Here is a 26385-nt window from a genome sequence, read left to right as displayed (position 1 = left end):
CCCCTACGCCACCGACCGGACCCGCACCGGGGCGACCGCCCCGAAGCGCCGGAACCTGGCCCGCCGTTCGGCGGCGACCTGCTCGCGGCCGAGGCCGCTCAGCTCGTGCAGCCCAGCGACGAGGGCGGCGCGCAGCACCTCGGCCGCGGCGACCGGATCACCGCCGACATCGCCGTCCGGCTCGGGCAGTACCGCGTCGACGACGCCGAGGCGCAGCAGATCCCGCGCCGTCAGCCGCAGCGCGGCCGCGGCCTTCGGCGCGGCGGCGGTGTCGTTCCAGACGATGGCGGCGCAGCCCTCCGGGCTGATGACCGAGTAGGTGCCGCCCGCGAACATGAGCACCCGGTTGGCGACGCCGAGCGCGAGCGCACCGCCGCTGCCGCCCTCCCCGATGACGACCGAGATCACCGGCACCCGCAGCCCCGACATCAGGCGGAGGTTCTCCGCGATCACCATCGCCTGTCCCTGCTCCTCGGCGTCGGCGCCGGGGTAGGCGCCCGGTGTGTCGATCAGCGTGACGACCGGCAGCCCCAGTTTGTCGGCGAGCCGCATCAGCCGCGCGGCCTTCCGGTAGCCGGCCGGCGTCGGCATGCCGAAGTTGCGCCGCATCAGCTCCCTCGGCTCGTGCCCCTTCTGCTGCCCGATCACCATGACCGGACGTCCGTCGAGCCAGGCGGGTCCGCCGACCACGGCCGGGCAGTCCCCGCCGACGCGGTCGCCGCGCAGCTCGCGGAAACCGTCGAAGGCGAGCGCGATGTAGTCGAGCGCGGTGGGGCGCTCCGGCGATCTGGCCCTGCGCACCTGCGCCCACGGATCGGCCTCCGGCAACTCCGCGTGGTCGCGGATCCACCGGGGATCGGCGGGGCCGGTCTCGCCGCCCCCGGTCGCGCGCAGCAGCGTTCCGATGGCGGCGCGCAGCTCCGCGCGCGGCACGATCATGTCGATCAGGCCGTGCTCGAGCAGGAAGTCCGCCGTCTGGAAGCCATCGGGCAGCTGCTGGCGGATGGTCTGCTCGATGACGCGGCGGCCGGCGAACCCCAGCCGCGCGCCGGGCTCGGCGACGAGCACATCCGACAGCGTGGCGAACGAGGCGGCGACCCCGCCGTAGGTGGGATCGGTGATGAGGCTGATGGTCAGCACCCCAGCGCGGTCGAGCTGGTCGAACGCCGCGCTCGTCTTGGCCATCTGCATGAGGGCGAGCGCACCCTCCTGCATGCGGGCGCCACCGGAGGCGGTCACGATCAGCAGCGGAACATGTTCGGCGAGCGCCGTTTCGGCGGCCACCGTGATCTGCTCACCGACCGCCGCGCCGAGGCTGCCGCCGAGGAAGCGGAAGTCCATCGCCGCGATCAGCACGGGGCTGCCCTCGATCTCGGCGCGCGCGCAGAGCACCGCGTCGGACATTCCGGTGCGCGTGCGCGCCGCGGCCAGCCGGGCCGGATAGGGCTTGGTGTCGACGAATCCGAGCGGATCGTCCTCGGTCGCCACCGGCGGCAGCGCGCGGTAGCGGCCGCCGTCGGCGAGCTGGGCGATCCGGCGCGCCGCGGTGACCGGCGTGTGCGCACCGCACTCCCCGCAGACGCCGAGATCGCGGTCGAGGCGCCTGCCGTACAGCGGAATCCGGCAGGACGGGCAGAGCACCCAGTCCGCGGTGGCGGCGTCGCCCGATATCGAGGTCATCACACTCGTCTCCCTGTGCTCGTCGCTGGTGACCGGCACGGACGCCGACGGCCGGATGGTCACCCCGACAGCATGCCCCCGGCCGCTACAGAACAGCTCGACCGCGCCGCTAGAGCGAAGTTCGAGGCCGCGCGCCGATGCTTGGGCTCCGACGGAAGGGAGAATCGCCATGAGCGCCAACACATTCGGAAGTGCCCGATGACCCGCCGCGTCGTCATCACCGGGCTCGGGGTCCGGGCGCCGGGCGGATCGGGCCGGGCCGAGTTCTGGACGTTGCTCGCGGGGGGCCGCACCGCGACCCGGCGCATCACGTTCTTCGACGCCTCGCCCTACCGGTCCCAGGTCGCGGGCGAGGTCGATTTCGATCCGGTGCGCGAGGGGCTGACTCCGCGCGAGATCCGGCGGATGGACCGCGCGGTGCAGTTCGCGGTCGTGTGCACGCGGGAGGCGGTCGCCGACAGCGGGCTCGACCTCGGATCGATCGACCCGCACCGGCTCGGGGTGAGCCTCGGCAGCGCGGTCGCCGCCGCGACCAGCCTCGAGCGGGAGTACCTGGTGCTGTCGGACTCCGGCCGCAACTGGCTGATGGACGAGCAGTACCTGTCACCGCACATGTTCGACTACATGGTGCCGAGCATCATGCCCGCCGAGGTCGCCTGGGCCGTCGGGGCGGAGGGGCCGGTGGCGATGGTGTCCAACGGCTGCACCTCGGGGCTGGATTCGGTGGGGCACGCCGTGCAGCTGATCCGGGAGGGTTCGGCCGACGTGATGCTCGCGGGCGCCGCCGACACCCCGATCACCCCGATCGTGGTGGCCTGCTTCGACGCGATCAAGGCGACGACGCCGCGCAACGACGAGGCCGAGGTGGCCTCGCGCCCGTTCGACCGGTCCCGCAACGGTTTCGTCCTGGCCGAGGGCGCGGCGATGTTCGTGCTGGAGGAGTACGACGCGGCGCTGGCCCGCGGCGCGCACATCTACGCCGAGGTCTCGGGGTACGCCACCCGCTGCAACGCCTACCACATGACCGGGCTCAAGGCCGACGGCCGGGAGATGGCCGAGGCGATCCGGGTCGCGCTCGACGAATCCCGCATCGACCCGGCCGGAATCGACTACATCAACGCCCACGGCTCCGGCACCAGGCAGAACGACCGGCACGAGACCGCGGCGGTCAAGCGCAGCCTGGGGGAGCACGCCTACCGGACGCCGATGAGCTCGATCAAGTCGATGGTCGGGCACTCGCTCGGCGCGATCGGCTCGGTGGAGATCGCGGCCTCGCTGCTCGCCCTCGAACATCAGGTGGTGCCGCCGACGGCGAATCTGCGCGAACCCGATCCGGAATGCGATCTCGACTACGTGCCGGTGGTGGCGCGCGAGCACCGGATGGACACCGTGCTCACCGTCGGCAGCGGCTTCGGCGGATTCCAGAGCGCGATGGTGCTGCGCAAGCCGGCGGGGGTGACGGCATGATCCTGGTGACCGGGATGGGCGTCCTCGCCCCCAACGGGTGCGGCCTGGAGCGGTTCTGGGAGGCGACGCTGGCCGGCCGCGGCGGCATCGCACCGCTGACCCGCTTCGACACCGGACGTGGCGCGGGCAGGCCGGCCGGGCAGGTGGCCGGCTTCGACGCCGCCGAACACCTGCCGAGCAGGCTCCTGCCGCAGACCGACGTCTCGACCAGGATGGCGCTGGTCGCGGCGCAGTGGGCGCTGGACGACGCCAAGGTGAACACGGCGGCGCTGACCGACTACGACATGGGCGTCGTCACCGGAAACGCCTCCGGCGGCTTCGAGTTCACGCACCGCGAGTTCGACAAACTCTGGTCGCGCGGCTCCGAGCACGTCAGCGTGTACGAGTCGTTCGCCTGGTTCTACGCGGTGAACACCGGTCAGATCTCGATCCGGCACGGGATGCGCGGGCCGAGCAGCGCGCTCGTCGCCGAGCAGGCGGGCGGGCTCGACGCGGTGGGCCACGCCAGGCGCACCGTGCGGCGCGGCACGCCGCTGGTGGTCACCGGCGGCGTCGACTCCGCGCTCGATCCGTGGGGCTGGGCCGCCCACATCGCCAGCGGCAGCGTCAGCACCGCGACCGATCCGGCCCGCGCCCACCTGCCCTTCGACACCGCGGCGGCGGGCTACGTGCCCGGCGAGGGCGGCGCCATGCTGGTGCTCGAGGATGCCGCGGCGGCCCGCGTGCGGGGCGTGCCCCGCGTGCACGGCGAGATCGCCGGCTACGCCTCGACCTTCGATCCGGCGCCGGGCAGCGAACGGCCCCCGGGGCTGCGCCGGGCGATCGACCTCGCGCTCGCCGACGCCGGGGTCGGCGCGGCCGATATCGACCTCGTCCTGGCCGACGCGGCCGCGCTGCCCGACCTCGATCGAGCCGAGGTCGAGGCGCTCGCCGCGGTCTTCGGAGTCCGCGGCGTGCCCGTCACGACGACGAAACCGCTGACCGGCCGGTTGTTCTCCGGCGCGGGGCCGCTCGACATCGTCACCGCGCTGCTCGCCGCGCGCGACGGGGTGATCCCGCCGACCGCGGGCGTCACCGATCTCGCCGACGACCGGATCGACCTGGTCCTCGGCGCACCGAGGCCCGCCGATGTCGGCGCGGCGCTCGTCCTCGCCCGTGGCCGCTGGGGATTCAATTCCGCGGTGGTCGTGCGCGCGGTAACCGACTGAGCCGAACAAGGAGTCAACCATGACCATGACCATCACCGAACTCGGCCGGATCCTCGTGGAGTGCGCGGGCGGGGACGAGGTCTCCGAACTGCGCGAGGACGCGTCCGAGGTGACCTTCGAGGAGCTCGGGTACGACTCGCTGGCGCTGATCGAGACGGCCTCGCGCATCCAGCGCGACTACGGCGTGCAGATTCCGGAGGATCTGCTCGTCGAGGTGAAGACGCCGAGGGAGCTGATCGACATCATCAACGATCAGCTGCGCGGTGCGGCGTGAGCGGCGGCGAGCGGGTGCTGACGCACACCCGGACGATCGCGGCCGCCCCCGAGGTGGTCTACGACCTGGTCGCCGACGTCACCCGCTGGCCGGTGCTCTTCGCGCCGAGCCTGCTGGTCAGGCACCTGGACCGCGGTGTGGCGGAGGAGCGGTTCCGGTTGTGGGCCCTGGTCGGGGACGCGGTCGCGGACTGGGTGTCGCGGCGGGTGCTCGATCCGGCGGCGCGCACGATCGAGTTCCGCCAGGAGCGCAGCCATCCGCCGATCGCCGCGATGAGCGGCGGCTGGCGGTTCCGCGAGCTCGGCCGCGATGTCACCGAGGTCGTGCTCGAGCACCGCTTCGCCGTTGTCGACGGCGCCGATCCCGCGCCGATCGCCGAGGCCGTCGACCGCAACAGCACGGTGGAGCTCGCCGCGCTGGCCCGGATAGCCGAACTGGGGCATCCGCTCGCCGAGGTCATCCACACCTTCACCGACACCGTCCGGCTCGACATCCCGGCGGCGGTCGCCTACGACTTCGTCAACCACAGTGAGCGCTGGCCCGACCACGTCCCGCATGTCGGGCGGGTCGACCTCACCGAGGACGAACCCGGCGTGCAGGTGATGGAGATGGAGACCGTCACCGCGGGCGGCCACCCACACACCACCAGGTCGATCCGGATCTGCTCGGACGGCACGCGCATCGACTACAAACAGCTGCTGCCGCCCGCGATGCTGTTCGGCCACAGCGGGGCGTGGGAATTCGCCGACGCGCCCGGCGGCTCGGTGGTGACCGCCACCCACACCGTCGCGATCGATCCGGCGCGGGCGCGCGAGCTGCTCGGGCCGGAGACCGATCTCGCCGCCGCGCGGGCCTACCTCACCGAGGCGCTCTCGGCCAACAGCCGCAACACCCTGCTGTGCGCGGCGCGCTGGGCCGCCGGATCCTCCGCGGTGTCGGGGTCGGCGACATGACCGCCACCGCCGCCGCCGCGACCGCCGAGCCGCCGGTCGTCACCGAACTCGGCGAGGGGATCTACGCCTACACCCAGCAGCGCGGCGGGTGGTGCGTGAGCAACGCGGGTGTGGTGGCCGGGCCCGCGGGCGCGGTGGTGATCGACACGCTCGCCACCGAGCGCCGGACCCGGGCGCTGGTGTCGTTCGTCGACCGGCTCGGCGTCGGCCCGGCCCGCACCATCGTCAACACCCACCACCACGGTGACCACAACTTCGGCAACCACCTGTTCGGACCGGCCGCGGTGGTCGTCGGGCACGACAACATCCGGCGGGAGATGGTCGAGACCGGGCTGGCGCTCACCGAGATCTGGCCCGCCGTCGACTGGGGCGATGTCCGGGTGACCCTGCCCGGCATCACCTTCACCAGCGAGCTCACGCTGTACGCCGGTGACCTCAGGATCGTGCTCATCCACCTCGGTCCGGCCGCGCACACCACCAACGACGTGGTCGCCTGGCTGCCCGAGCAGCGCGTGCTGTTCGCCGGCGATCTCGTGATGTCGGGTGCGGCGCCGTTCTGCCTGATGGGGTCGGTGTCCGGATCACTGATCGCGATGCGGCGGCTGGCCGGGCTCGGCGCGCGGACCGTCGTCTCCGGGCACGGCCCGGTCACCGGCCCGGAGATCTTCGGCCGGACCATCGGATACCTGGAGTGGATCCAGCGCCTGGCCGCCGAGGGCAGGGCGCTCGGGTTGACCCCGCTGCACGTGGCGCTCGACAGCGACCCCGGCGAGTTCGCCGAGCTCGTGGACGAGGAGCGGGTCGTCGGGAACCTGCATCGCGCCTACGCGGAGCTCGACGGCGCCGAACCCGGCGCGCCACTGGATGTTCCGGCCATCTTCGGCGAGATGGTCGGCTACAACGGCGGGGAGCTGCCGACATGTCTGGCCTGACCGAACGAGCCGAGGTCTGCGTGATCGGCGGCGGCCCCGCCGGGCTGATGGCGGGGCTGCTGCTCGCGCGCGCGGGCGTCGAGGTCCTCGTCCTGGAGAAGCACCCGGATTTCCTGCGCGATTTCCGCGGCGACACCGTGCACCCGTCGACGCTGGTGGCCATGGACGACCTCGGCCTCGCCACCGAGTTCCTGACGTTGCCGCACGTGGAGCTGGCCCAGTTGCCGATGGCGACCGCGACCGGGCCGGTGGTCTTCGCCGATTTCCGCAGGCTGCCGGTTCGCTTCCGCTTCGTGGCGTTCATGCCGCAGTGGGATGTGCTGAACTTCCTCGCCGAGGCGGGCGGGCGCTATCCGAACTTCCGGCTGGTGCGCGAATGCGAGGTGGTCGAGCTCGTCGTGGAGAACGGCGCGGTGGCGGGCGTGCGCGGACGCACGCCCGCGGGTCCGCTCGAGGTGCGGTGCGCGCTGGTGCTCGCCGCCGACGGCCGCAATTCGCTGGTCCGCTCGACCGGCGCGCTGGAGGTGGCCGCCGCCGAGGCGCCGATGGACGTGCTGTGGTTTCGGGTCGGCAAGCCGGAGGGACCGCGCATTCCCACCGTGCGCAGCGGCAATGGCTTCTTCATCGTCTGCATCGATCGCGGCGATTACCTCCAGGTCGCCTACATGATCGCCAAGGGCGGCTTCGCCGAGATCAGGGCGGCCGGACTGCCCGCCTTCCGCGCCGCCGTCGCCGCGATCTACCCCGCGCTCACCCCGATACTCGACGCCGAGATCCGCGGCTGGGGCGACGTCAAACCGCTCGACGTCCGGGTGGACCGGCTGCGCCGCTGGTACCGGCCGGGGCTGCTGGCGATCGGCGACGCCGCCCACGCCATGTCCCCGGCGGGCGGGGTCGGCATCAACCTCGCGGTTCAGGACGCGATCGCCGCCGCGCGCATCCTTGCCCCGATTCTCGCCGGGGGCGGCACACCGTCCGTGGCCGAGCTGCGCCGGGTGCAGCGACGCCGCGAATTCCCGGCGCGCTTCGTGCAATTCGCGCAACTGCGGCTGCTGGCCGACCTCTACCCCGCGGCCGGCAGGCCGGGTACCGACCGGCCGCTGCTGGTGCGGCTGCTGCGCGTCGTGCCCGGACTGTCCCATCTGGTGGCGAGGGTCATCGGACTCGGCCTGCGCTCCGAACGGGTCCCGCCCGGCCCGCTCGCCACCGCTCCCAGCGAACCGCTGGCACTGCGACCGGCCCAGCCGAAGGAGAACTGACATGGCCACCTATCTGCTCGTGCACGGGGCGTTCCACGGCGGCTGGTGCTGGCAGCGGGTGACCCCGCTGCTGGCGGCGGCGGGCCACCGGGTCTTCGCGCCCTCGCTGCTCGGCCTCGGCGACCGCGCCGACCAGCTCGCCCCGGACGTCGGGCTCTACACCCAGGTCGAGGAGCTGGAACGGCTCATCCACGCCGACGACCTGTCCGATATCGTGCTGGTCGGCCACAGCTACGCGGGCATGGTGGTGACCGCGCTCGCCGACGCCGTCCCCGGCCGGATCAGCGAGCTGGTCTACCTGGACACCTTCGTCCCGCGCGACGGCGAGTCGGTCGCCGACATCATGGGCCCGATGGTCGAGGCGTTCGCGGCGGCGGCGCTGGCCGACGGCGCCGGCTGGCGGGTGCCGCCGCAGACCGCGCCCGGCCCGGACGGCGATCTGTACGGCGTGACCGAGGAGCCGGATCTGAGCTGGGTGGCGTCCATGCAGACGGCGCAGTCGCTGCTGACCTTCCGCGAGCCGCTACGGCTGCGCGACCCAGCGGCGCTGGCGGCCATCCCGGTGACCCACGTGCACTGCGCCGGGGGCGGGCCGCAGTTCACGGCGCTGCGGGCGGCCGCGCTGCCGCGCACCTACCCGCCCGCCGACGCACCCGCCGACCGGGTGCTGACCCTGCCGACGGGCCACGACGCCATGATCACCATGCCGCGCGAACTGGCCGATCTGCTGCTCGCGCTCGCACCGTCGCCCGCGCCGATCCGCTAGCGAGGACCGGCAGGGGTCACGGACGGTCCGCGTCGAAGGCGGCGCGGGCCGCGAGCACCTCGCCGAGATGCTCGTCCGACCAGGCCACGATGCTGCCGAAGACGGGGGTGAGCGTGGTCGCCAGCGGCGTGGCCGCGTACTCGACCCGGGGCGGGATCTCCGGGTAGTAGGTGCGGTGCACCAGCCCGTCGCGTTCGAGCTGACGCAGGCGCTGGGTGAGCACCTTCGGCGTGAGCCCGGGAATGCGCTGGTTGAGTTCCTTGAAGCGCAGCCGCCCGTCATGGGTGAGCACCCACAGCAGCTGGGTGGACCAGCGACCGAAGATCAGGTCGAGCACCGGGGTGATCGGGCACGGGTCGGCCGCGGCCCGCTGCGCGGCACCGCGCGTGATCGGCTCCATGTTCGCGCCCTTCCGAAGGGCTTCCTTTTCGGAAGCTGCTTTCTTCTTGGTAATCACTATCTTCACCATATTAACGTGGATCCGAGAGAGGCGAGAAGTCCGAAAAGCCGTCCACCGAGAGGAATTCAGTGATGACGCCGCCAGCGGTCACCCATCGACTCGGACTGCCGCGCCGCGCGGGCGCGCGCCCGGACACCAGGCCGCACAATCCGCATCAGCAACTGAGCCAGAACGCGCCCGCCGATCTCCAGGAGGTGATCTGGACGCGCATGACGGCGCTCGACGACGTCGCGGCCGGGCGCAGCAGCGTCTCGCTGCCCGACACCCGCGCCCTGCACCTGCGCCCCCGGCTCGCGCACGGCCCCGGCGACGCATTCCTGGCCGGTACCGAATTCGCGCATCTGCACGGCCACGCCGACGGCAGCCTGCACATGTGTCTGCCGCCGGCGGTGGCCGCCGAGGCTGTCGAACAGGGCTGGGCGGAGCTGCATCCGATGGCGCGGCGGGGCCTCCTGCCCGCATCGCTGACGATGGTCTACGGCCCCCGCGACGAGCACGAGCTCGACGTGGTGTGGCAGCTCCTGCACCTCAGCTACGCCTTCGCGCGCGGCACGGCTCCAGCATGATTCGAGGTGCGCCCGGCATCGTCGAGGACATGCACACCACGCAGCTGTACGGAACTTGGGAACTGTTGTCCTACTACGACATCGACGACGCGAATGGCACCAGCACCGGGCCGCTCGGCGAGGCGCCGCGCGGAGTGCTGATCTACGCATCGCACGGCGACATGTCGGTGAGCATGATGCGCACCGACGGCGCTCCCGGCGCGGTGTTCATGGGTTACGCCGGGACGTGGCGACGCGAGGACGACCGTCTCGTCCACACGATCGCGGTGTGCTCGAATCCCGCGCTGGCCGGGACCGATCAGGTGCGGAGCGCCGAATACGGCGGCGACACCCTGACCCTGGTCGGCTCCGCTGTCGTCGAAGGGCGGGTGCAGCGCCGGATTCTCACCTGGCGCCGCACCCGCCCTTCGGACTGATCGGCCGTCGCGCGCCGGAGCTACCCCGGCGCGCAGGAGAAGAGGGGTTCGTCGTAGTGCACCGGTTCGTCGTCCTGTTTGAGGATCGCGGTGATCACCCCGTCCACCGTCGAGGTCACCGGGATCATCAGCTTCATGGCCTCGACGATCGCGATCTGCTGGCCCGTCGAGACCCGGTCGCCGACCTCGACGAAGGGGGTGGCGCCCGGTTCCGGGCGCCGGTAGAACACGCCGACGCTCGGCGCGCGGATCACCGGCCCCACCGGCGCCGCCTCCGGCGCGGCTCCCGGCGGCTCCGCCGCGACCGGAGCGGTGCCTGCCGCCTCGGTGACCGCGGGCCACTCGGCCTCGACGGTCACCTCGCCGACCCGGAGGCGCAGTGCGCTCGGCTGGCGGGGGAACCCGGCGAGCAGCCGCAGCGCGCCCGCCTGCATCGCGGACAGGATGCGCAGGTACTCGTGGTCGTCCTCGGTGGCGCCGGTCTCGGATCGTGCTGTGGTCATCGTCGGTTTCCTTCCGGACGATCAGTAGTTGCCGAGTCCGCCGCAGACGTTCATCGCCTGCGCGGTGACGGCCGCCGCCCCGGGGCCGATGAGATAGTCGACCATCGCGGCGACCTCGGCGGGCCGCACGTACCGGCCGATCGGCACCCGCGCGCTCACCCGCGCGTGCACCTCGTCGGTGTCGACGCCCCACAGCCCCGAGTACACCTCCCGAACCCGTTCCGCCATGGGCGTTTCCACGAATCCGGGGCACACCGCGTTGACGGTGATGCCGGTCTTCGCGAGCTCGAGCCCGAGCGCCTTGGTGAAGCCGACCACACCGTGCTTGGACGCCGAGTACGGCGCGCCGTGCACCACCCCCTGCTTGCCGCCGGTCGAGGCGATATTGACGATGCGGCCGCTGGACCTGCCGAGCATGCCGCCCGCGTTCAGCACCGTCTTCGTCATGAGGAAGACGCTGTTGAGGTTGGTGTTGATCACCTCGAACCACAGCTCGTCGGTCACCTGCGCGGTGACGCCACCGCCGCTGCGGCCCGCGTTGTTGACCAGGATGTCGACCGGGCCGTACCGGTGCACGGCCGCGTCGACGAACGCGCTGATCTGCTTGCCGTCGCAGACGTCGCAGACCGTGCCGTCGACCTCGAGGCCCTCGTCCTGCAGCGCCTTGACCGTGTCGGTCAGCCGCTGCTCGTCCCGCGCGCAGATGAACACCGCGATGTTCTGCGCGGCAAGGCTTCTGGTGATCTCCAGCCCCATGCCGCTGGTTGCTCCCGTGACCAGCGCGACGCGCTGACTGTCCGCCATGACTCCTCCATCGGTCGAGTTGCCGGATTGATCGGTCCCCCCGGCACCCAGGGTGGCGGGGGCACCTATAGCTCCGGTCAACCGGCGCGGGCGCCTGCCTCGACCCAGGCTCTAGGGCCGTGTCGCACCGTGGGGCGCAGCAGAGGCCCACCACCAAGGGGAGCGAAGATGACCACGGTCGCCAGCCGTACCGAGCTGTACGCGGAGGTCCAGCAGTTCTACGCCGATCAGATGCAGCGGCTCGACCGCCGCGACATCGATGGCTACGCCGCAACCTTCACCGATGACGCCGAGTTCACCCACACGCCGGGCCGCCCGCCCGCCGTGACCAGGAGCGAGATCGTCGCCGATCTCGTCGAGTTCCACCAGCGCTTCGAATCCGACCCCATGCAGCGCAGGCACTGGTTCAACATGATCGACCTGCGACCGCAGCCGGACGGGAGCCTGCTCTCGACCGCCTACTGCCTCGTGGTCAAGATCCGGCCGGGCAGCCCGCCCGAGCTGAACCCGAGCTGCGTGGTCGACGACGTGCTCGTGCGAGTCGACGGCGAGCTGCGCACCAGGGTCCGGCGCGTGTCCCACGACTGACAATCCGCAGCCAACAATTGCCCCCGAGGAGTTCACCGTGAATGCCGTGCACCCGACTTCCCTGCTCACCCTCGCCCCCGAGGCCCAGGACTTGCTGTTCCGCGAGGCGCGGACGGCCAATACCTTCACCGCCGAACCGGTCTCCGACGAACAGCTCCGCGACATCTACGAACTCACCAAGTTCGGCCCGACCTCGATGAATCAGCAGCCGCTCCGCATCGTGCTCGTGCGCGGAGAGCAGGCGCGGGCCACGCTCGTCTCCCACATGGTCGACGGCAACAAACCCAAGACCGCGAGCGCCCCGCTGGCCGTGATCCTGGCCGCCGACCTGAACTTCCACGAGACGCTCCCCACGGTGTTCCCGCACGCGCCGGAGGCGAAGGAGTACTTCGCCGACCCCGAGATCAGGGCGCAATCCGCGCGGTTCAACGCCCTCATCCAGGTCGGCTACTTCATCCTCGGCGTGCGCGCGGCCGGGCTGGCGGCGGGGCCGATGAACGGATTCGACGCCGCCGGCGTCGACCGCGATTTCTTCCCCGACGGCGGGCACAGCTCGCTGGTCGTGGTCAATATCGGCCGCCCCGGACCGGACGCCTGGTTCCCGCGGTCGCCGCGCCTCGCCTACGACGACGTGGTCACCGAGCGGTAATCGGCGCTGCGGGATTCGGGTACGGAAGGGATTCAGGCCAAGTCGGAGACCGAGCGGTGGTGGGCGTCGATGAGCCAGCGGCCGTCGCGCAGGGTGAGGGTCCAGGTGTCCTGTGCCCAGGCGTCGGGGTGCGGCAGCGTGCTCGCGAAGACCAGGTTGCTGCGGCCGGTCACCAGGGCGACGTCGCAGTGCGCACCCAGGTAGCGGATGTCCTCAAGGTCGACCACCGAGCGGCTCCCGCGCAGCCCGCGGGCGAAGACGATCGACATCTCGGTGCGGATGGCCGCGCGGCCCGCCAGCACGATGCCGGGCATGGTGGCGACGGCGCCCTCGGTGTAGCAGTGCGCGAGCGCGTCGGCGTCGTTGGCCGCCCAGGCGTCGAGGTACGGCGTCAGCAGGCCGCGGCGGGCGGGACAGTCGAGCGGGTGCGGCGCCGTCTCGGTGCTCGGGTGGACGTCGTGAACCATTATCGGCTTGCCTTTCGGACCGGTATCCACTGATCGACCGACACCGGGAAACCAGTCGACAGGTGTACAACGGACACTAGTGCTCGGCGCTGCGCGTGGTCCCGAATTCGCGCGGCATGCAGGTGATTCGGGGGATTCGCCCGAATCGGGCGGCCCAGCCCCCTCGTGCCGGAGACGGGGGCTGGGCAGGGGCGCATCCGGGTAGTTTCTCAGTACTCGTTGGTGCTGGGTTGGCGCCGGGTAAGCGTGCCGGAGAAGTCGGTCTCCGGTGGCACCCCGAAGTCGGTGATCAGCAGGGTACGGAGTTGATCGACCATGTCGCGCCTGCGTATTCGGGCGTAGAAGCGGCAGGCGCGCAGGAAGACCGCGGCGGCCTCGTCGGTGCGGTGCAGCGCGGCCAGCGCGCGGCCGTGGGTCACCAGCGCCCGGCCGCGATTGAACATGTCGGCGCAGCCGGTGAGAATGCGCACCGCCTCGGCCGCCTGCGCCTCGGCCGCCTCCAGGTGCCCGGCATTGAGGTTGGCGCGGGCCAGCGGGGCCAGCGCCCAGCCCTGCTGCAACCGGGGGCCGTGGCAGCGGGCGAGCCGCAGTGCGGCGGTGCAGAATTCGAGCGCGCGGTCGTGCTCGCCCGCCTCCGACAGCGCGGCGCCTGCCTCCTGCATGGCGAACGCCTCGATCTCGCCGAACCCCGCCCTGCTCGCGAGCTTCAAGGCGGCCTCGGCTTGGTTGCCCGCCGGTTCGTGCGCGCCGACGGCGAGGTAGGCCTGCGCGGCGGCGACCCGGAGAATGCCCTCGGCCCAGGGGACGCCGGTGCCGTCGAAGGCCGCGACGGCGGCCGTCACCCGGTCGGCCAGCTCGGCGGCGGGGGCGAGGTGCCAGTCGATGAGGGTGAGGTACACCTCGGCCCAGGCCCGAAGCCTGCCGTTGCCCTCGGTCTCGGCCAGGGTGCGGGCGCGGCGCAGCCGGGGGACCGCCGCGAGGAACTGCCCGAGCCCGACGGTCTGCAACCCGCCCGCGGCGGCGAGCAGCCTGGCCTGCGCGGGCCGGTCGCCGAGCGACTCCGCCACGTGCAGCACGACTTCCAGCGCGCGCAGCGTCTCGCCGGGGTTGGTCCCCAGGTCGGAGAGGCTGACCAGGGCCCAGGCGACGTCGGCGGCCACCCGGACCACGCCCGCCGCCGCGGCGGCGCGCAGCAGCGCGATCAGGTTGGCCCGTTCCAGGTCGAGCCAGCCCTGCCCGGCCTCGTTGTCGGCGATCGGGCTGCCGCTCGCGGTGGTCGGCAGCAGGCAGTCGCGGACGGCGCTGCTCCGGAACACCCGGTGCAGGCGGCTCAGCGTCGCCAGGTAGTGGTCGAGCGCCCTCGGCACCGCCGCGGCGCCCTCCGGCTCCGGCTGCTCCAGCGCGAAGAGCCGGATCAGGTCGTGGAAGCGGTAGCGGTCGGGGCGCGGGGTGTCGAGCAGGCTCAGATCGACCAGCGCCTCGCAGATCTCCTCGGCCCGCTCCAGCGTGCAGTCCAGCACGGCGGCGCAGACCGGGAGCGGGATCTCCGGGATCCCGATCCGCGCCAGCAGCCGGAAAGCCCTGGCCTGGGCGGAGTTCAGCTGGTCGTAGCCGAGCTGGAAGGCGCGCGCGACGGTCAGCTCCCCGACGTGCAGCAGTGCCAGCCGGGAGCGCTGGTCGGCGAGGCGGTCGCTGATCCTGGCCACGCTCCAGCCCGGCCTCGCGGCCAGCCGCGCGCCGACGATCCGCACCGCGAGCGGGAGGAAGCCGCAGCCCTCCACCGCGCGGTGCGCCGCGGCGAGCTGGGCCTCGATCCGCTCCGGGCCCGCGATCTTCGCGAGCAGCCGCAGCGCGTCGTCGCGGGGAAGCACCGGCAGCCGGAGCGGGTGCGCGCCGGAGAGCTCGCTCAGCGCGGTCCGGCTGGTGATCAGCACCGCGGTGCCGGTGGTGCCGGGCAGTAGCGGCCGCACCTGGTCGACGTCGCGGGCATCGTCGAGCACGACCAGCACCCGCCGGGTGGCGAGCAGGCTGCGCAGCAGCGCCGCCCGGTCGACGACGGCGGCGGGGAGCTCGCCCTCCGGGACGCCGAGGCCGCGCAGGAAGCCGCCGAGCAGCACGTCGGCCGCGGCGGGGGCGGCCCCGGCCCCGCGCAGGTCGGCGTAGAGCTGGCCGTCCGGGAAGTGGTCGCGGATCCGGTGCGCGACGTGGATCGCCAGGCTGCTCTTGCCGACCCCGCCCATGCCGCTGATCACCACCGCGGGCACGCCGTGCGGGTCGGGGCGGCGCAGCCGGGCGGCGAGCTGGGTGACCACCTCGGCGTGGCCGGTGAAATCCACCAGGTCGGCGGGGAGCTGCGCCGGGATCACCGGGGCGGGTGGCTCGGCGGGCGCGGGGGGCGGCTCGTCGCGCAGCAGCGCGCGGTGCAGCCGGGCCAGCTCGGCGCCGGGCTCGACGCCGAGCTCGGCGACCAGTTCGCTGCGGGTGCGGGCGTAGACGGCCAGGGCCTCGGCGCGCCTGCCCGCCCGGTGCAGCGCGGTCAGGTGCAGACCGCGCAGCCCCTCCCGCAGCGGGTGTTCGGCGCTGAGCGCGGCGATCTCGGGGAGCAGCGGCTCGGCGGGGCCGAGCGCGAGGTCGAGCGCGAGCCGCCGCTCCTGCGCGGCCAGCCGGAGCTCGGCCAGCCGCTCGCGGTGCCGTTCGGCGAAGGGGCCGGGCAGCCCCGCCAGCGGCGAGCCCTGCCAGAGTTCGAGCGCGGCGGCGAGCTGCTCGCGCGCCGCCGCCTTGTCGCCGGCGTGCTCGCTGCGCCGCGCCCGCTCGACCAGGGTGCCTGCCAGGATCGCGTCCACGCGGCCCGCGGGCAGCCGCAGCGCGTAGGCCCGGCCGACCGAGATCAGCAGTCCGGCGGGCTGTCTCGCGGCGCGCTCGGGTTCGAGCACCCGCCGGAGATTGGCGATGTGGCTGCGGATTCCCTGCACCGCGTGGCCGGGCGGGCGGTCGCCCCAGACGGCGTCGACCAGGTCGTCCAGCTCCACCGGGCCGCCCTCGTGCAGCAGCAGCACGGCGAGCACCAGCCGCCGCTGCGGGCTGCCGAGCTCGAGTTCTCGCGCGCCGAGCCTGCCGCGCACCGCGCCGAGCAGCGTGAAGCTCGGCGCGCCCGCCGTTCGCTCGCGGATGACGCTGCCCGCGGGGCCGACCTGGCGCAACGTCTCGACCTCCCGCGAACCCGAACTGATTCGTACATCTAAGCTTCCGGCGCAATTTCCCGCACCGGAAGCCCGGGTACTTTTCGTTCTGTTCGCGAAGTCGCTCAGGTGGTCTGCGGCGCCGGATCGGTGAAGGCGTGCTCCAGCATCTCGGCGGCGGCGCGGCCGACGGCGCGCCGCGCGGCGTCGACATCGGCCGGATCCCGGCCCGCCATCCGCTCGCGCAGCTCGGTGGCGCAGCGCTCGGCGAGCTGCGCGCAGTCGGTGCGGAGCTGCTCGACCAGCTCCAGGGTGTCCTGGGTGAGCAGCCCGGAGCCGGACAGCGTGGACGCCAGCTCCAGGCTCTGCGCGTCGGTGACCAGCGGCTCCTCGGGGCCGACGCCGAGCACGTCGGCGAGGCCGTCGCCGCGGTCCCATGCGTCGAGGAGCTCCCTGATCCCGGCAAGTTTCATGCCGCGGCCGAGCAGCCTGCTGATCGTCTGCAGCCGGTCCAGGTGGTCTCCGCGGTAGTACCCGACCCGGCCGCGCACGTCGGGGGAGGGCAGCAGGCCGCGCTCGTGGTAGACGCGCACGCTGCGCACGGTGATATCGGCCGCCCTGGCGAGCTCGTCGATGGTGAATTCGGTTTCTGCGGCCATGTTCACAACGAAACCTCACGGGGCAACCGGTCTGATGGACCGTTCGATAGCGTATCGCTGGATACCGTAGCGCTCGACACTCCCTCTAGTCAACGTGCCGTTATTCAGGGGTATGAAGTCTTGCCGGGCGGCCAACGGTGGGTTACCGTTCGGGGTGTCGGCTTCTCGCGGCCGGCCTTCCGGGGACTGTCGTCAGCCCCGATGATCGTCCGATCCCATGGGACACGCACCGGGTGTGACGTGTGCCCTCGGTAATTCCGGAGATGACCATGAGCATTACGCGAATTCGTCCGTCCGGCGCAAATCATCTTGCGCCGGTTGATATTTCGAACTCACCCCCGAAGAACGCCGTGCGCCCGCCGTGTGCGGGCAGCCCCGCCGACTGGGACCTCGACGCCGGCGGCCCCGAGGCCTGGCGCTCCGCCGTCCGGGTCTGCGCGAGCTGCCCGCTCGCGGATCGCTGCGCCCAGCTCGCCCAGACCTTCATCGACCGCGGTGACACGCCCCGCGCCATGATCTGGGCCGGGGTGGCCTACGACAACTCCGGGCGGGTGATCGAGAACCTGGACGCGCACCGCCCCGCGCTGATCGACCACAAGCGCCCGGTGCGGATCATCCGCACCGGCAGGCGCCCGCGCGACACCGTGCCCGCGCTTCCCGCCCCGCGCAGGCACTTCGTGCTCGGCAGTCCGCTCGCGCCCACCGGAACGGACGGGCTGTGACGACGCTGGCGCTGGAGATCGGCTCGACCGAGCTCGCCGCCGTCCGGATCGCCGAGGACGTCGCCGCCGACGCGGTGCGCCGGATCCCGATGCCGGCCAGGAACGTCTGGGAGAACTGCCGCTCGCTGCTCTTCGAGGCATCGGACGGGCTCGAGGTGACCGGGCTCGGCATCGCCTCACCGGGGCCGATCGACATGAAGGCCGGCGTCGTCGCCCCCGGCGGGGTGCCGGAGTGGCGGGCCGGCTTCGGCATCGTCGATGCGGCGAAGGCGATGTTCCCCGCCGCCACGGTGCGGCTCGGGCTGGACGGGGTCTGCCTCGCCATGGCCGAGCGCAACTTCGGGGCCGCGCGGGAGACGCTGGACGTGCTCGCGGTCGCGCTCTCCGGGCACGTCGCGGCCGGTGTCGTGGTCGGCGGGTTCACCGTGGTCGGGCGCACCGGCAATGCCGGGCACCTCGGGCACGCGCTGGTCCCCGGCTTCGACGACCGCTGCGGCTGCGGCGGCCGCGGCTGCCTGGAGGCGGTCGCGGGCGGCACGTCGATGCTGCGCTGGGCGCGCGGCCAGGGCTGGGCGGGCACCTCGCTGACCGAGCTGCTCGACGCGGCGCGGGTCGGCGCCGAGGTGCCCGCGGCGGCCGTCGGGCGCGCGGGCACCGCGACCGGGCGCGCGCTGGTCTCGGCGGCGGCGCTGCTCGACTTCGACCTGGCCGTGCTCGGCGGCCCGGTCGCCGAGGCGGGCCCGGCGCTCTGGAAGCCGCTCGGCGAGGCGATCGCGACGCACGCCAGGTTCAGCGCGGTCTCCGGGCTGCGGGTGGTGCCCTCGCCGCTCGGCGGGCTCGGGCTGCTGGCCGGCGCCGGGGTGCTCGCGCTGGCCCTGCCGGAGTAACCGCCGCCCCCGGCGGCCATTTCGCGGTCGCTCCGAGGTCGGACGGAGTTCACGCACCGGTTGATCACGCCGCTAAGTAACGGTACATTGAATGGGTGCGATGTGGACTGGCCCCGTGATTCCGTGGGTGACGATCGAGACGTTGACGCCGGAGACCATGTCGGTGGCGTCGGTCGGGGAGTCGCCCCGCGATTTCGCGAGCTGGCAGCGGGTGCTGCAGCGGCTGCTGTCCAAGACCCCCGCCGTGTACGACGGGCTGACCACGCTCGAGGTCGCCGAGGCCATTCGCGCGGCCCGGATCGGGGCGCAGGAGCTGGCCAGGACCGTGCGGACCGGGGCGGGGCGGTTCCGGCTGCTGCTGCGGCCGGTCTTCGGCCCCGCCGGTGACGTGCACGCGGTACGGCTGTGGCTCGGCCCGGACGACACGCCCGCGCCGGAGCCGCCCGCCGCGGTCGGCGCGGTCTGGGATCTGGACAGCCAGACCATCGAGCAGCCGGTCGGCATCACCCGGCTGACCGGCGGCTCGCCGGAGCAGTACGTGCCCCGGATCTCGCTGGCCGAGCTCTTCCACCGGGCGGCGAGCTTCGACCGGCACGCCGAGGTGCTCGACCTGCTCTACGACCCGGCCGCCGGCGGGCGGCTGCAGTTCGACGCCGCCATCACGCACGGCGGGGCGCGACCGGGCCGCTGGCGCTTCACGATTCGCTCCCGCGACGACGAACGGACCCGCGGCGCCTGGCTGCTGGTCGAGGACGTCACCGTGCCCGACGCCCCCGCGGCGGCGCCGACGCTCGAGCGCATCGGCCTGCGCGAGGCGCACCGCAGGGCGGGCACCCACCTGGCGGTGCTGCACCTCGACTTCCCGAGCATCTCGCACTGGCTCACCGACCCGGCGCCGTGGATCCGCTGGGACTACCTCTTCCGCCCGGTCGACGTCTTCCACCCGGGCGACCGGGCGCGGCTGGCCGAGCTCGGCGCGCGGCTCGACACCGGGGAGAGCGCGGGCGTCACCGTCGGCACGCTGAACTACGCGGGCGGCTACACCCCGACCTCGCTGCTGCTCTACCCGTACCCGGGCTGTTCGAGCACCCGGCTGGCGATCGCCCAGCTGGTCCGGATGGCGGGCGATCCGGCGCACCCCGCGCCCGCGGATTTCGGGCACCCGATCGGGTACGACGAGCAATTGCACCACCGGCTCGCGGCCGGGGGCGACCGGAGTTCTGCCTGCTGAGCGGTTCCCATTCCTGGGAACCGCGCGGACGAGTGTGCCGAGCGGTGCGCTCTACCATTTCCGACATGAGGAACACGGTCCGCGAACGGGACGATTCGGAGGCTCTGCTCCGCCGGATGGTCGCCCGCCGCCGCCGTGACAATGCGATAGTGGCGATTCTCGCGGTGCTCGCCGTGCTCGGCGGCGGGAACGCGCTGCACGGTTTCTTCACCCCGGCGCCGCCCGGCCCCTCCGACGATTCCACGACGGCGCTGATCGGGCGCGCGCAATTGGCCGGTTCGTTCGCGGAGCAATTCGTGGTGAGTTATCTGTCCGCGAATACCGCGCAGCGGGAGAAACTCGGTGAGTACGCCGCCGTCGGGCAGGTCGCGCTGCCGTCGAGCGGGCGGCCGGTCGCCGACCCCGCGGTGGTGTACGTGGCGCGCACGATCTCCGGCGGCGGGCTGGACGTGTGGAGCGTGACGGTCTCGGTGCGGCACGGCGCGCGGACCGGCGCGGCGGCGGCGGGCGAGCCGCGGCAGTACTACCGGGTCGCGGTCTCGACCGCGGCGGGCAGGCTGCGCGCGCTGGCCCCGCCCGCGCTGGTGCAGCCGCCGGCCCGCGGCGCCGACCTGAGCCTCGCCTACGGCGCGCCGTGCGGCCAGGAGACCCCGCTGCACCAGGTCGCCGCCGGCTTCCTCGCCGCCATGCTCGCCGGTAGCGGCGATATCGCCCGCTACACCCAGCCGGGCTCGGCGATCGCGGCGGTGCAGCCGGCGCCGTTCAGCGCGGCCGAGGTGACGGCGGTGGACTCCGACGACCGCAGCTGCGGCGCGGAGAGCGCGCGGGCCAGGCTCTCGGTGCAGGTGACCCCGAAGGTCGACGGCGCGGCGGCGGCGACCCTGGTGTACCCGCTCACGCTGGTGCGCACCGGCGGGCAGTGGCAGGTGGCCTCGGTCGACCCGATCCCCGCGCTGACCGAGCCGCTCACCGTGGTGACCGGCGGCGAGGCGGGCCAGGCGGGCCCGGCGGGCCCGGCGAACGCCTCGACGGCACCGGCGACGACGACCGCGCGGATTCCGCCGCCGACCCAGAACTGAGCAGGAAAGAGAGCACCCCATGAGCAGCTTGACCAGCATTCTGGTAATCGTCCTGAATTTCGTCCGGTGGGCCGGGCTCATCGTGATCGCGATCGTCGCGATCGGAATTCTGATCGCGGAGAGCGCGCGCACCAAACTGGCCGCGACCCGCATTATCGGCGTCGGCGCCTCCGCGGTGCTCGCCGGTGTCGTGCTCTGGGTGCTGCCCGCGCTCATCAATTACGCCCGCATCGATTCCAACAGCATCGTGCCGAATTTCCCCGTCGGTTACGGTTCATGAGTGACGTCGTCAAGGTCTTCACCCCGATAAAAAGGGTGCCGACGGTCATCGGGAAATCGCAGAACGGGCAGAAGCTGCCCTTCGGGCCGTACACGCTCCCGCAGGTCGCGGCGGGCATGGCCGGGTTGCTGCTCACCGGCATCGGCACCATGACGCTGCCCGCCAACCCGGCGGTCACCTTCGGAGTCGGCATCGCGGTGACGGTGCTGATCGTCTTCGCCGGAGGGCTGGTGCCCTACACCGGGGTGCGGCTCTCCTCGCGGATCTGGTGGATCGGCAGGCTGTTCGTGGTGCGCGGGCCGGTGTCGGCGTCCGGGATGCCGATCGGTTCGGACTCGGCGGAGCAGACCACGTTCATCGAGGAATCGGTGGTGCTGCTGCTCCCGGACCCGCAGGGGGCGTAGGCGATGGCATTCGACCGGGATCTGCAGCCGACGGCGGCGGTGCGGGGAAACCTGCAGTTCACCCACTCCGGGCTGGTCACCGCGACCTACTTCATCGACCCGCTCGGCTACGGATTGCGCAGGGCGAGCGACAAGTTCGACGTCAAGATGGCGCACCACGCGCTCATCACCAGCCTGCCGGACGGTGCGCTGCTGCTCGGCATCCAGGCCAGGCTGAACACCCTCGACGTGCTGACCAAGATGGTGGAGGGCGTCGACCTCGACGCCTGCGAGGACTACGCCGACGAGGTCGTCGCCTCCTTCGAGCGGATGCGGGCGATCGGGCCGCGCACCCGGATCCACCTGCTCTCCATCCCGGTCGGGGCGGGCAATACCGGGATCTCGGGGCTCGCCCGGGTCTGGCGCGGCAGCACCACCACCGTCGACGCCACCGCGATCTCCCGGGCCGAGCTGGACGGCTACGCCGAGAAGGCGAACGAGATCCTCTCCAAGATCGGCGGCGAATTCGACCCCGTCCCGGTGCCCGCCTCGCTGTTCCAGTGGCTGTGGGAGCACTACCTGTCGCGGGGCGCGGTCGGCGATCCGGTGGCGCCCGCCAGGGCGGGCGCGCTGGACGACGTCACCGCCGCGGTCTTCCGCTCGGCGGCGCTGGACGAGGGCGCGCGCAGCGACGGCAACCGGCGGCTGCGCCCATCCTTCGTCCCGGTGATCAAGGTGGTGCAGCCGGACTTCGAGTACCGGCCCTCCTACCAGGCCATGCTCACCCCGCACTCGTTCCCGTACGCGGGCATGGTCTTTCCCGGCGGCAGCGAGTTCCTCACCGTGCTGGAGGCGATGGAGAACGTCACCGTCGACTGGGCGATGCGGATCGCCACCCGCCCGGCCGACCAGGTCTTGAAGAACAACGAGCTGAACCTGCGCCGGCTCGGCGACCAGATGGACCAGCGCGACCAGGAGCTCTCGTTCGCGCAGAACACGCTGGCGGGCAAGGCGCAGATGCTCGGCGAGTACAACAACCACTTCGAGGTGAACAGTGGTGAGTCGGAGATCTCCTTCACCACCGTCATCGCCATCGGCGGGCCGTCCCGCGAGATCACCATGGACGCGGTGAACACGTTGAAGCGGCGGTACAAGCGGTTCCAGGTGGAGCTGACGGCGCCGGTCGGCGCCCAGGTCGACCTGTGGTCGATGTTCGTGCCCGGCAGCCCGCCGCGCCGCGCCTTCGACGATTTCGCGCATATCGTCCCCTCCGATATGTGGGCGGGGTTCGTCCCGTTCACCACCAGCCAGGTCGGCGACGACAGCGGGCCGGTGATCGGGGTGAACCTGCTCTCCGGCAATTTCGAGCCGATCCACTTCGGCATCATGGAGGCGGCGCTGCACGATTTCTCCGCCTCGTTCGCGGTGACCGGCGAGCTCGGCTCGGGCAAGTCGTACTTCCTGAAGCTGATGGCGGTGCTCGTCCACGACATGGGCGGGCAGTTCCTCGCGCTGGACCGCAGCCAGGTCGGCGAGTGGGAGCACTTCGCGAGCGCCATCGACGACGCGGTGGTGATCGACCTCGCCGACCCGGCCGTCTCGCTGGACCCGCTGCGGCTCTTCGATCCGCGGATCGCGGGGGAGCGCGCGCTCGACTCCATCCTGCCGCTGCTCGATCTCTCGCCCACCTCGGGCGCCGGCGCCGCCGCGAGCTCCCTGCTCTCGGTGAAGGGGCTGGCCGAGCACGGCATCCGGAGCATGCTCGACCTCTACGACACGGTCCGGCGGCTGCGCGGCGAGGGCGAACTCGGCGAGGAGTACGCGGACCTGGCTGCTCGGCTCGGCACCATCGTGGAGCGGGTGCCCGTGCTCTTCGACCCGTCGCTGCCGCCGCTGCGGCTGGACGCCGCCGCCACCGTGGTCCGCAGCCACAAACTGGCGCTGCCGAGCGCGGAGGAGCTGACCACCCCGCACCTGTACCAGCGGCTGCCGCTGACCAAGCGGCTCGGCACCGCGCTCTACGAGCTGGTCGGGGTGGCGGCGCGGGAGGCGTTCCTCAGCGACAACGGGCGGTTCGGGCTGCTGGTCGGCGACGAGGCGCACCACTTCACGCAGACCCAGGTCGGCGCCTCCGTCACCTCCGATTTCAGCAGGGACGGCCGCAAGCACCTGGCCGCGATCGGGCTCGCCTCGCACGACCCGGCCACCGACTTCCAGGGCGCCGCGCACAATCTCATCCCGAACCGCTTCGTCTTCCGGCAGCGCGACGAGGTGCTGGCGCGCAACAGCCTCGACTGGCTCGGCGTCGACCTGGCGGAGGCGCCGTTCCTGCTGCAGGTGCTGCGCGAGGAGACCTCGCCGCCGGTCGGGGCCGGACGCAAGGTGCCGGAGGAGCGGCGCGGCGAGATGTTCATGCGGGACGCGCTGAACCGGATCGGCCGCGGCAAGGTGCTCGGCCCGGCGCGGCCGGACCGGGCGGCCGCGATCACCAGCACCCCGACCGCCGCGCGACAGACCGTGCCGTGACGACGGAGCGCGGGCGCGCCGGGGGCGCGGCGAGGTGGTGGCGGCGCGGGCGCACCGGGAGCGCGCTCGCGCGGTGGCGGCGCGGGCGGTCCTGGGTCACCGCGACCCGGCGCAGGCGCTGGACCGCCCGGCTGCTCGCGGTGCTCGCCCTCGCGGTCGTCCTCCCGGCCGCGCTCGGCGGGGCCGCGCTCGCGGGCAGCGGCTCGCCGAGCACCCCCGGCTCGGTGAACAGCGCGCTGAGCTGGATGGCGGTCAGGGACTCCGCCGGGGTCCCGCTGTCGCAGTACATGTTCGTCACCGACCGCGGCGGCGTGCTGAACCCGGGCAACACCGTGCTCTCCACGATCATCAGCCTGGAGTTCGCGGGCTGGGTGGTGATCGTGACGACCGCGATCTGGATCATCGGCTACGCCCTGAGCTTCCAGTGGCTCGCCTCGATCGGCTCCGCACTGGAGGGGGTGGCCGCCAACCTCAGCGGGCAGCTCGCCACCCCGATCATGCTGATCACCGCCGCGGCGATCGGCGCCTTCTTCGTGGCGTACTTCATCGTGCGCGGGCAATCGGCCAAGGCGGTGGCACAGGTCTGCACGATGGTGCTCGTCGCGCTCGCCGGGCCGTTCTTCCTGGCGCACCCGCTGGAGGACGCGCTGGCCGCGGACGGGGTGCTGGCCAAGGGAAGGGACGTCGGCATCACCGTGGCCGCCGGGCTGAACGGCAGCACCGAGGTGAATCCACTGCGGCTGGTGGCCACCATCCAGACCACGCTCGCCGACAACCTCGCGCGGCGCCCGCTGCAGGTCTGGAACTTCGGGCACGTGCTCGACGACCGGCCCGCCTGCGGCGGGGTCTGGACCGCCGGGATGCTCTCCGGCGACGAGGACCGGGTCAAGGACGGCCTGCAGAGCTGCGGCGACAACGCCGCCTTCGTCTCCGCCTCGAATCCGGGGGCCGGGCAGATCGGCGCCGGGCTGCTGATGCTGGTCACCTCGCTGATCGTGTGCGGGCTCGGGGTGATGCTCGCCTGGCGGATCCTGCGCGCCGGGATGCGCACGCTCAAGCACGGCATCTACTCGATCTTCGGCTTCGCGGCGGGCGGTTTCGTGTACGGGCCGACGCAGTCGTTCCTGGTGTACAACATCGTGGACGGGTTGATCGCCGCCGCGATGATGGTCGTCGACACCATCGCGCTCGGCGCGGTCTGCCTCTTCTACGGGAATCTGTTCCAGCAGGCGGGCGGGCAGGTGATGGCGGTCCTGGTGATCAGTGCCGGGGCCGGGCTGGTGGTGATCGTGGAGATGCGCGCGCTGAACAAGCGGATCATGGGCGGCAGCGAGTGGATGGTCGACCGGATCGGTACCGCGATGCGGGGCGAGGGCGGCCGCGGTGGCGGTGGTGGCGGCGGGGGAATGGGCGTCGGCGCGGGTCAGGCGATGGGCGGGCTCGGGCTGCTCAATACGCTGGCCGCGATCAGCACCGTCAACAGCTCCCCGGCGACGGAGTGGCTGTGGGGCGGGGTCAGGAATCCGCTGCGGCCGCGAGCGTTCGCGGAGAAGGCCATGCAGAAGTCGATGTGGGAGTACTACGCCGCACCCGGCCTCGGCGGAGCCACCGGCTGGATGGTGCAGGCGCAGCTCAACCGGGAGCAGTTCGCCGTCGCCGCGCGGGCAGGCGCCCAGCACGGCGGCGGCATCGATACCCCGCGCGGCGCCGCGGCGGCGATCCGCAGGCTGCGCAACTCCGGTGGGCTGCTCGACGGCGCCTACGGCGCGCTCACCGGCGCCGGTTTCAGCGACCGCGAGATCATGGCCCGCGCCGTCCGCTCCTGGGGAATGATGGAGGACAACGCCGAGGACGAGACGCTGACCAACAGGCACCTCGGCCACGTGGTCGCCGCCATGCAGAACGCGGGGCATTCGGGCGACCGGCTGCTCGCGGGCAACGGCGACCCGGACGAGATGGTGGCGCACCTGGCCACGCTGGAGGCGGTCGCCGCCCGGTGGCGCAACGCGCACGCGGGCGGGGTCACCCTGGACGGCGGCGCTGTCAGCGGCGTGCAGCGCCGATACGTCGAGGACTACATGCGGAATCCGACCATGGAGAAGCTGACCAATCTGCAGAAGGTGGCCGACGGCGACCGCAAGAAGGTCCCCCTCTCGCTGAGCAGTGTCGACCGGAACGCAGCGGGCCGCATGATGAAGTGGATCGGCAACGAGCACGCCAGACTCACCACCGAGGCGGTCGACTCGGTCCTGGCGAACGTGTCGGATCCGCAGCGCATGCGCGATGCCAGGGCCGTGATCACCGCCGCGACCGATACCGACCTGTGGAGCTCGGGGGTGAAGCGCGGAACGTGGCACACGCTCACCCCGCCGGGCACCCACCGGCCCGATGTCGCCGCGTGGCAGCGGGCCATGGGCCCGGTGGAAGAACGGCTGAGGTAGGCCGCG

The 26385-nt window shown here is 72.5% G+C and carries 26 protein-coding genes; 19 read left to right on the top strand and 7 right to left on the bottom strand.

The genetic code is table 11. The features are described 5' to 3' along the window. Positions 1-3 precede the first annotated feature (3 nt). The gene (accA, locus tag LTT61_RS08780; protein WP_233019433.1) at positions 4-1680 is read right to left on the bottom strand and encodes an acetyl-CoA carboxylase carboxyl transferase subunit alpha; all 1677 of its coding nucleotides are present in this window, start codon (positions 1678-1680) and stop codon (positions 4-6) included. Between the two features lie 198 nt (positions 1681-1878). Here accA and LTT61_RS08775 point away from each other — a divergent pair, with 198 nt between their 5' ends. From LTT61_RS08775 to LTT61_RS08745, 7 genes are read left to right on the top strand one after another with little or no spacing between them, the layout of a single operon-like run. Beyond that, positions 1879-3147, top strand: coding sequence for a beta-ketoacyl-[acyl-carrier-protein] synthase family protein (locus LTT61_RS08775; protein WP_233019432.1), 1269 nt, complete (start codon positions 1879-1881; stop codon positions 3145-3147). Further along, positions 3144-4355, top strand: a complete 1212-nt coding sequence (locus tag LTT61_RS08770) for a ketosynthase chain-length factor (protein WP_233019431.1) — start codon at positions 3144-3146, stop codon at positions 4353-4355. The genes LTT61_RS08775 and LTT61_RS08770 overlap by 4 nt, the downstream gene beginning before the upstream one ends. Positions 4356-4374: 19 nt before the next feature. Next, a complete protein-coding gene (locus LTT61_RS08765) occupies positions 4375-4629 on the top strand; it encodes an acyl carrier protein (protein WP_233019430.1) in 255 nt (84 codons plus the stop codon). Next, positions 4626-5582, top strand: a complete 957-nt coding sequence (locus LTT61_RS08760) for an aromatase/cyclase (protein WP_233019429.1) — start codon at positions 4626-4628, stop codon at positions 5580-5582. The genes LTT61_RS08765 and LTT61_RS08760 overlap by 4 nt, the downstream gene beginning before the upstream one ends. Then, the gene (locus tag LTT61_RS08755; RefSeq protein ID WP_233019428.1) at positions 5579-6514 is read left to right on the top strand and encodes an MBL fold metallo-hydrolase; all 936 of its coding nucleotides are present in this window, start codon (positions 5579-5581) and stop codon (positions 6512-6514) included. The genes LTT61_RS08760 and LTT61_RS08755 overlap by 4 nt, the downstream gene beginning before the upstream one ends. Next, entirely contained in the window at positions 6502-7773 is a 1272-nt protein-coding gene (locus LTT61_RS08750; RefSeq protein ID WP_233019427.1) for an FAD-dependent oxidoreductase, read from the top strand. The genes LTT61_RS08755 and LTT61_RS08750 overlap by 13 nt, the downstream gene beginning before the upstream one ends. A 1-nt stretch (position 7774) precedes the next feature. Further along, a complete protein-coding gene (locus tag LTT61_RS08745) occupies positions 7775-8539 on the top strand; it encodes an alpha/beta hydrolase (protein WP_233019426.1) in 765 nt (254 codons plus the stop codon). Positions 8540-8555: 16 nt separating this feature from the next. Here LTT61_RS08745 and LTT61_RS08740 read toward each other — a convergent pair whose 3' ends face one another. Further along, positions 8556-8939, bottom strand: coding sequence for a winged helix-turn-helix transcriptional regulator (locus tag LTT61_RS08740; RefSeq protein ID WP_233019425.1), 384 nt, complete (start codon positions 8937-8939; stop codon positions 8556-8558). Between the two features lie 131 nt (positions 8940-9070). On the opposite strand from LTT61_RS08740, the gene LTT61_RS08735 reads away from it, so the two are divergent. Together LTT61_RS08735 and LTT61_RS08730 are read left to right on the top strand one after the other, a co-directional pair. Next, a complete protein-coding gene (locus tag LTT61_RS08735) occupies positions 9071-9565 on the top strand; it encodes a luciferase family protein (RefSeq protein WP_233019424.1) in 495 nt (164 codons plus the stop codon). Beyond that, positions 9562-9981: a lipocalin-like domain-containing protein gene (locus tag LTT61_RS08730; protein WP_233019423.1), complete on the top strand. Its 420-nt coding sequence runs from the start codon at positions 9562-9564 to the stop codon at positions 9979-9981. Before LTT61_RS08735 ends, LTT61_RS08730 begins: the two co-directional genes overlap by 4 nt. A 20-nt stretch (positions 9982-10001) precedes the next feature. On the opposite strand, the gene LTT61_RS08725 is transcribed toward LTT61_RS08730, so the two are convergent. Together LTT61_RS08725 and LTT61_RS08720 are read right to left on the bottom strand one after the other, a co-directional pair. Next, entirely contained in the window at positions 10002-10484 is a 483-nt protein-coding gene (locus LTT61_RS08725; protein WP_233019422.1) for an acetyl-CoA carboxylase biotin carboxyl carrier protein, read from the bottom strand. Between the two features lie 21 nt (positions 10485-10505). Next, complete coding sequence (locus LTT61_RS08720; RefSeq protein WP_233019421.1) at positions 10506-11288, bottom strand: SDR family NAD(P)-dependent oxidoreductase; 783 nt, start codon at positions 11286-11288, stop codon at positions 10506-10508. A gap of 168 nt (positions 11289-11456) precedes the next feature. Between LTT61_RS08720 and LTT61_RS08715 the strand changes: the two genes are divergently transcribed. Continuing rightward, a complete protein-coding gene (locus tag LTT61_RS08715) occupies positions 11457-11876 on the top strand; it encodes a nuclear transport factor 2 family protein (protein ID WP_233019420.1) in 420 nt (139 codons plus the stop codon). A 37-nt stretch (positions 11877-11913) separates the two neighbouring features. Further along, positions 11914-12525: a malonic semialdehyde reductase gene (locus LTT61_RS08710; protein WP_233019419.1), complete on the top strand. Its 612-nt coding sequence runs from the start codon at positions 11914-11916 to the stop codon at positions 12523-12525. 32 nt (positions 12526-12557) lie between these two features. On the opposite strand, the gene LTT61_RS08705 is transcribed toward LTT61_RS08710, so the two are convergent. The 3 genes from LTT61_RS08705 to LTT61_RS08695 all read right to left on the bottom strand — a co-directional run bounded on the left by LTT61_RS08705 (position 12558) and on the right by LTT61_RS08695 (position 16830). Then, positions 12558-12992: an SgcJ/EcaC family oxidoreductase gene (locus tag LTT61_RS08705; RefSeq protein WP_233019418.1), complete on the bottom strand. Its 435-nt coding sequence runs from the start codon at positions 12990-12992 to the stop codon at positions 12558-12560. Positions 12993-13201: 209 nt separating this feature from the next. Continuing rightward, positions 13202-16192, bottom strand: coding sequence for an AfsR/SARP family transcriptional regulator (locus LTT61_RS08700; RefSeq protein ID WP_233019417.1), 2991 nt, complete (start codon positions 16190-16192; stop codon positions 13202-13204). Positions 16193-16296: 104 nt separating this feature from the next. Further along, a complete protein-coding gene (locus tag LTT61_RS08695) occupies positions 16297-16830 on the bottom strand; it encodes a MerR family transcriptional regulator (RefSeq protein WP_233019416.1) in 534 nt (177 codons plus the stop codon). Between the two features lie 350 nt (positions 16831-17180). On the opposite strand from LTT61_RS08695, the gene LTT61_RS08690 reads away from it, so the two are divergent. From LTT61_RS08690 to LTT61_RS08655, 8 genes are all read left to right on the top strand, one after another. Continuing rightward, positions 17181-17552 (top strand): hypothetical protein, encoded by a 372-nt coding sequence (locus LTT61_RS08690; protein ID WP_233019415.1) that lies wholly within the window; start codon positions 17181-17183, stop codon positions 17550-17552. Continuing rightward, positions 17549-18439 carry an ROK family protein gene (locus tag LTT61_RS08685; protein ID WP_233019414.1) on the top strand — a complete coding sequence of 297 codons (891 nt, stop codon included), beginning with the start codon at positions 17549-17551 and terminating at the stop codon, positions 18437-18439. Before LTT61_RS08690 ends, LTT61_RS08685 begins: the two co-directional genes overlap by 4 nt. Positions 18440-18539: 100 nt before the next feature. Continuing rightward, the gene (locus tag LTT61_RS08680) at positions 18540-19670 is read left to right on the top strand and encodes a GAF domain-containing protein (protein WP_233019413.1); all 1131 of its coding nucleotides are present in this window, start codon (positions 18540-18542) and stop codon (positions 19668-19670) included. Between the two features lie 65 nt (positions 19671-19735). Next, positions 19736-20749, top strand: coding sequence for a conjugal transfer protein (locus LTT61_RS08675; RefSeq protein WP_233019412.1), 1014 nt, complete (start codon positions 19736-19738; stop codon positions 20747-20749). Positions 20750-20768: 19 nt separating this feature from the next. Further along, positions 20769-21029, top strand: a complete 261-nt coding sequence (locus LTT61_RS08670) for a hypothetical protein (RefSeq protein WP_233019411.1) — start codon at positions 20769-20771, stop codon at positions 21027-21029. Next, positions 21026-21433 carry a hypothetical protein gene (locus LTT61_RS08665; RefSeq protein ID WP_233019410.1) on the top strand — a complete coding sequence of 136 codons (408 nt, stop codon included), beginning with the start codon at positions 21026-21028 and terminating at the stop codon, positions 21431-21433. The genes LTT61_RS08670 and LTT61_RS08665 overlap by 4 nt, the downstream gene beginning before the upstream one ends. Before the next feature lie 3 nt (positions 21434-21436). Then, positions 21437-23938 (top strand): ATP-binding protein, encoded by a 2502-nt coding sequence (locus LTT61_RS08660; protein ID WP_233019409.1) that lies wholly within the window; start codon positions 21437-21439, stop codon positions 23936-23938. Then, positions 23935-26379, top strand: a complete 2445-nt coding sequence (locus LTT61_RS08655) for a hypothetical protein (protein WP_233019408.1) — start codon at positions 23935-23937, stop codon at positions 26377-26379. Before LTT61_RS08660 ends, LTT61_RS08655 begins: the two co-directional genes overlap by 4 nt. Positions 26380-26385 lie beyond the last annotated feature (6 nt).

Source organism: Nocardia asteroides (genome assembly GCF_021183625.1).
GTDB lineage: Bacteria > Actinomycetota > Actinomycetes > Mycobacteriales > Mycobacteriaceae > Nocardia > Nocardia asteroides_A.
Note: the sequence above shows the minus strand (reverse complement) of the source record. Positions and strands in the feature narration are given on the sequence as shown.

Coding starts and splice junctions, on each gene's coding strand:
- LTT61_RS08695 (WP_233019416.1), bottom strand. CDS start 16,830: ATGGCCGCAGAAACCGAATTCACCATCGACGAGCTCGCCAGGGCGGCC.
- LTT61_RS08665 (WP_233019410.1), top strand. CDS start 21,026: ATGAGTGACGTCGTCAAGGTCTTCACCCCGATAAAAAGGGTGCCGACG.
- LTT61_RS08775 (WP_233019432.1), top strand. CDS start 1,879: ATGACCCGCCGCGTCGTCATCACCGGGCTCGGGGTCCGGGCGCCGGGC.
- LTT61_RS08720 (WP_233019421.1), bottom strand. CDS start 11,288: ATGGCGGACAGTCAGCGCGTCGCGCTGGTCACGGGAGCAACCAGCGGC.
- LTT61_RS08770 (WP_233019431.1), top strand. CDS start 3,144: ATGATCCTGGTGACCGGGATGGGCGTCCTCGCCCCCAACGGGTGCGGC.
- LTT61_RS08735 (WP_233019424.1), top strand. CDS start 9,071: ATGACGCCGCCAGCGGTCACCCATCGACTCGGACTGCCGCGCCGCGCG.
- LTT61_RS08675 (WP_233019412.1), top strand. CDS start 19,736: ATGAGGAACACGGTCCGCGAACGGGACGATTCGGAGGCTCTGCTCCGC.
- accA (WP_233019433.1), bottom strand. CDS start 1,680: ATGACCTCGATATCGGGCGACGCCGCCACCGCGGACTGGGTGCTCTGC.
- LTT61_RS08745 (WP_233019426.1), top strand. CDS start 7,775: ATGGCCACCTATCTGCTCGTGCACGGGGCGTTCCACGGCGGCTGGTGC.
- LTT61_RS08680 (WP_233019413.1), top strand. CDS start 18,540: ATGTGGACTGGCCCCGTGATTCCGTGGGTGACGATCGAGACGTTGACG.
- LTT61_RS08725 (WP_233019422.1), bottom strand. CDS start 10,484: ATGACCACAGCACGATCCGAGACCGGCGCCACCGAGGACGACCACGAG.
- LTT61_RS08765 (WP_233019430.1), top strand. CDS start 4,375: ATGACCATGACCATCACCGAACTCGGCCGGATCCTCGTGGAGTGCGCG.
- LTT61_RS08730 (WP_233019423.1), top strand. CDS start 9,562: ATGATTCGAGGTGCGCCCGGCATCGTCGAGGACATGCACACCACGCAG.
- LTT61_RS08740 (WP_233019425.1), bottom strand. CDS start 8,939: ATGGAGCCGATCACGCGCGGTGCCGCGCAGCGGGCCGCGGCCGACCCG.
- LTT61_RS08715 (WP_233019420.1), top strand. CDS start 11,457: ATGACCACGGTCGCCAGCCGTACCGAGCTGTACGCGGAGGTCCAGCAG.
- LTT61_RS08670 (WP_233019411.1), top strand. CDS start 20,769: ATGAGCAGCTTGACCAGCATTCTGGTAATCGTCCTGAATTTCGTCCGG.
- LTT61_RS08755 (WP_233019428.1), top strand. CDS start 5,579: ATGACCGCCACCGCCGCCGCCGCGACCGCCGAGCCGCCGGTCGTCACC.
- LTT61_RS08705 (WP_233019418.1), bottom strand. CDS start 12,992: ATGGTTCACGACGTCCACCCGAGCACCGAGACGGCGCCGCACCCGCTC.
- LTT61_RS08660 (WP_233019409.1), top strand. CDS start 21,437: ATGGCATTCGACCGGGATCTGCAGCCGACGGCGGCGGTGCGGGGAAAC.
- LTT61_RS08750 (WP_233019427.1), top strand. CDS start 6,502: ATGTCTGGCCTGACCGAACGAGCCGAGGTCTGCGTGATCGGCGGCGGC.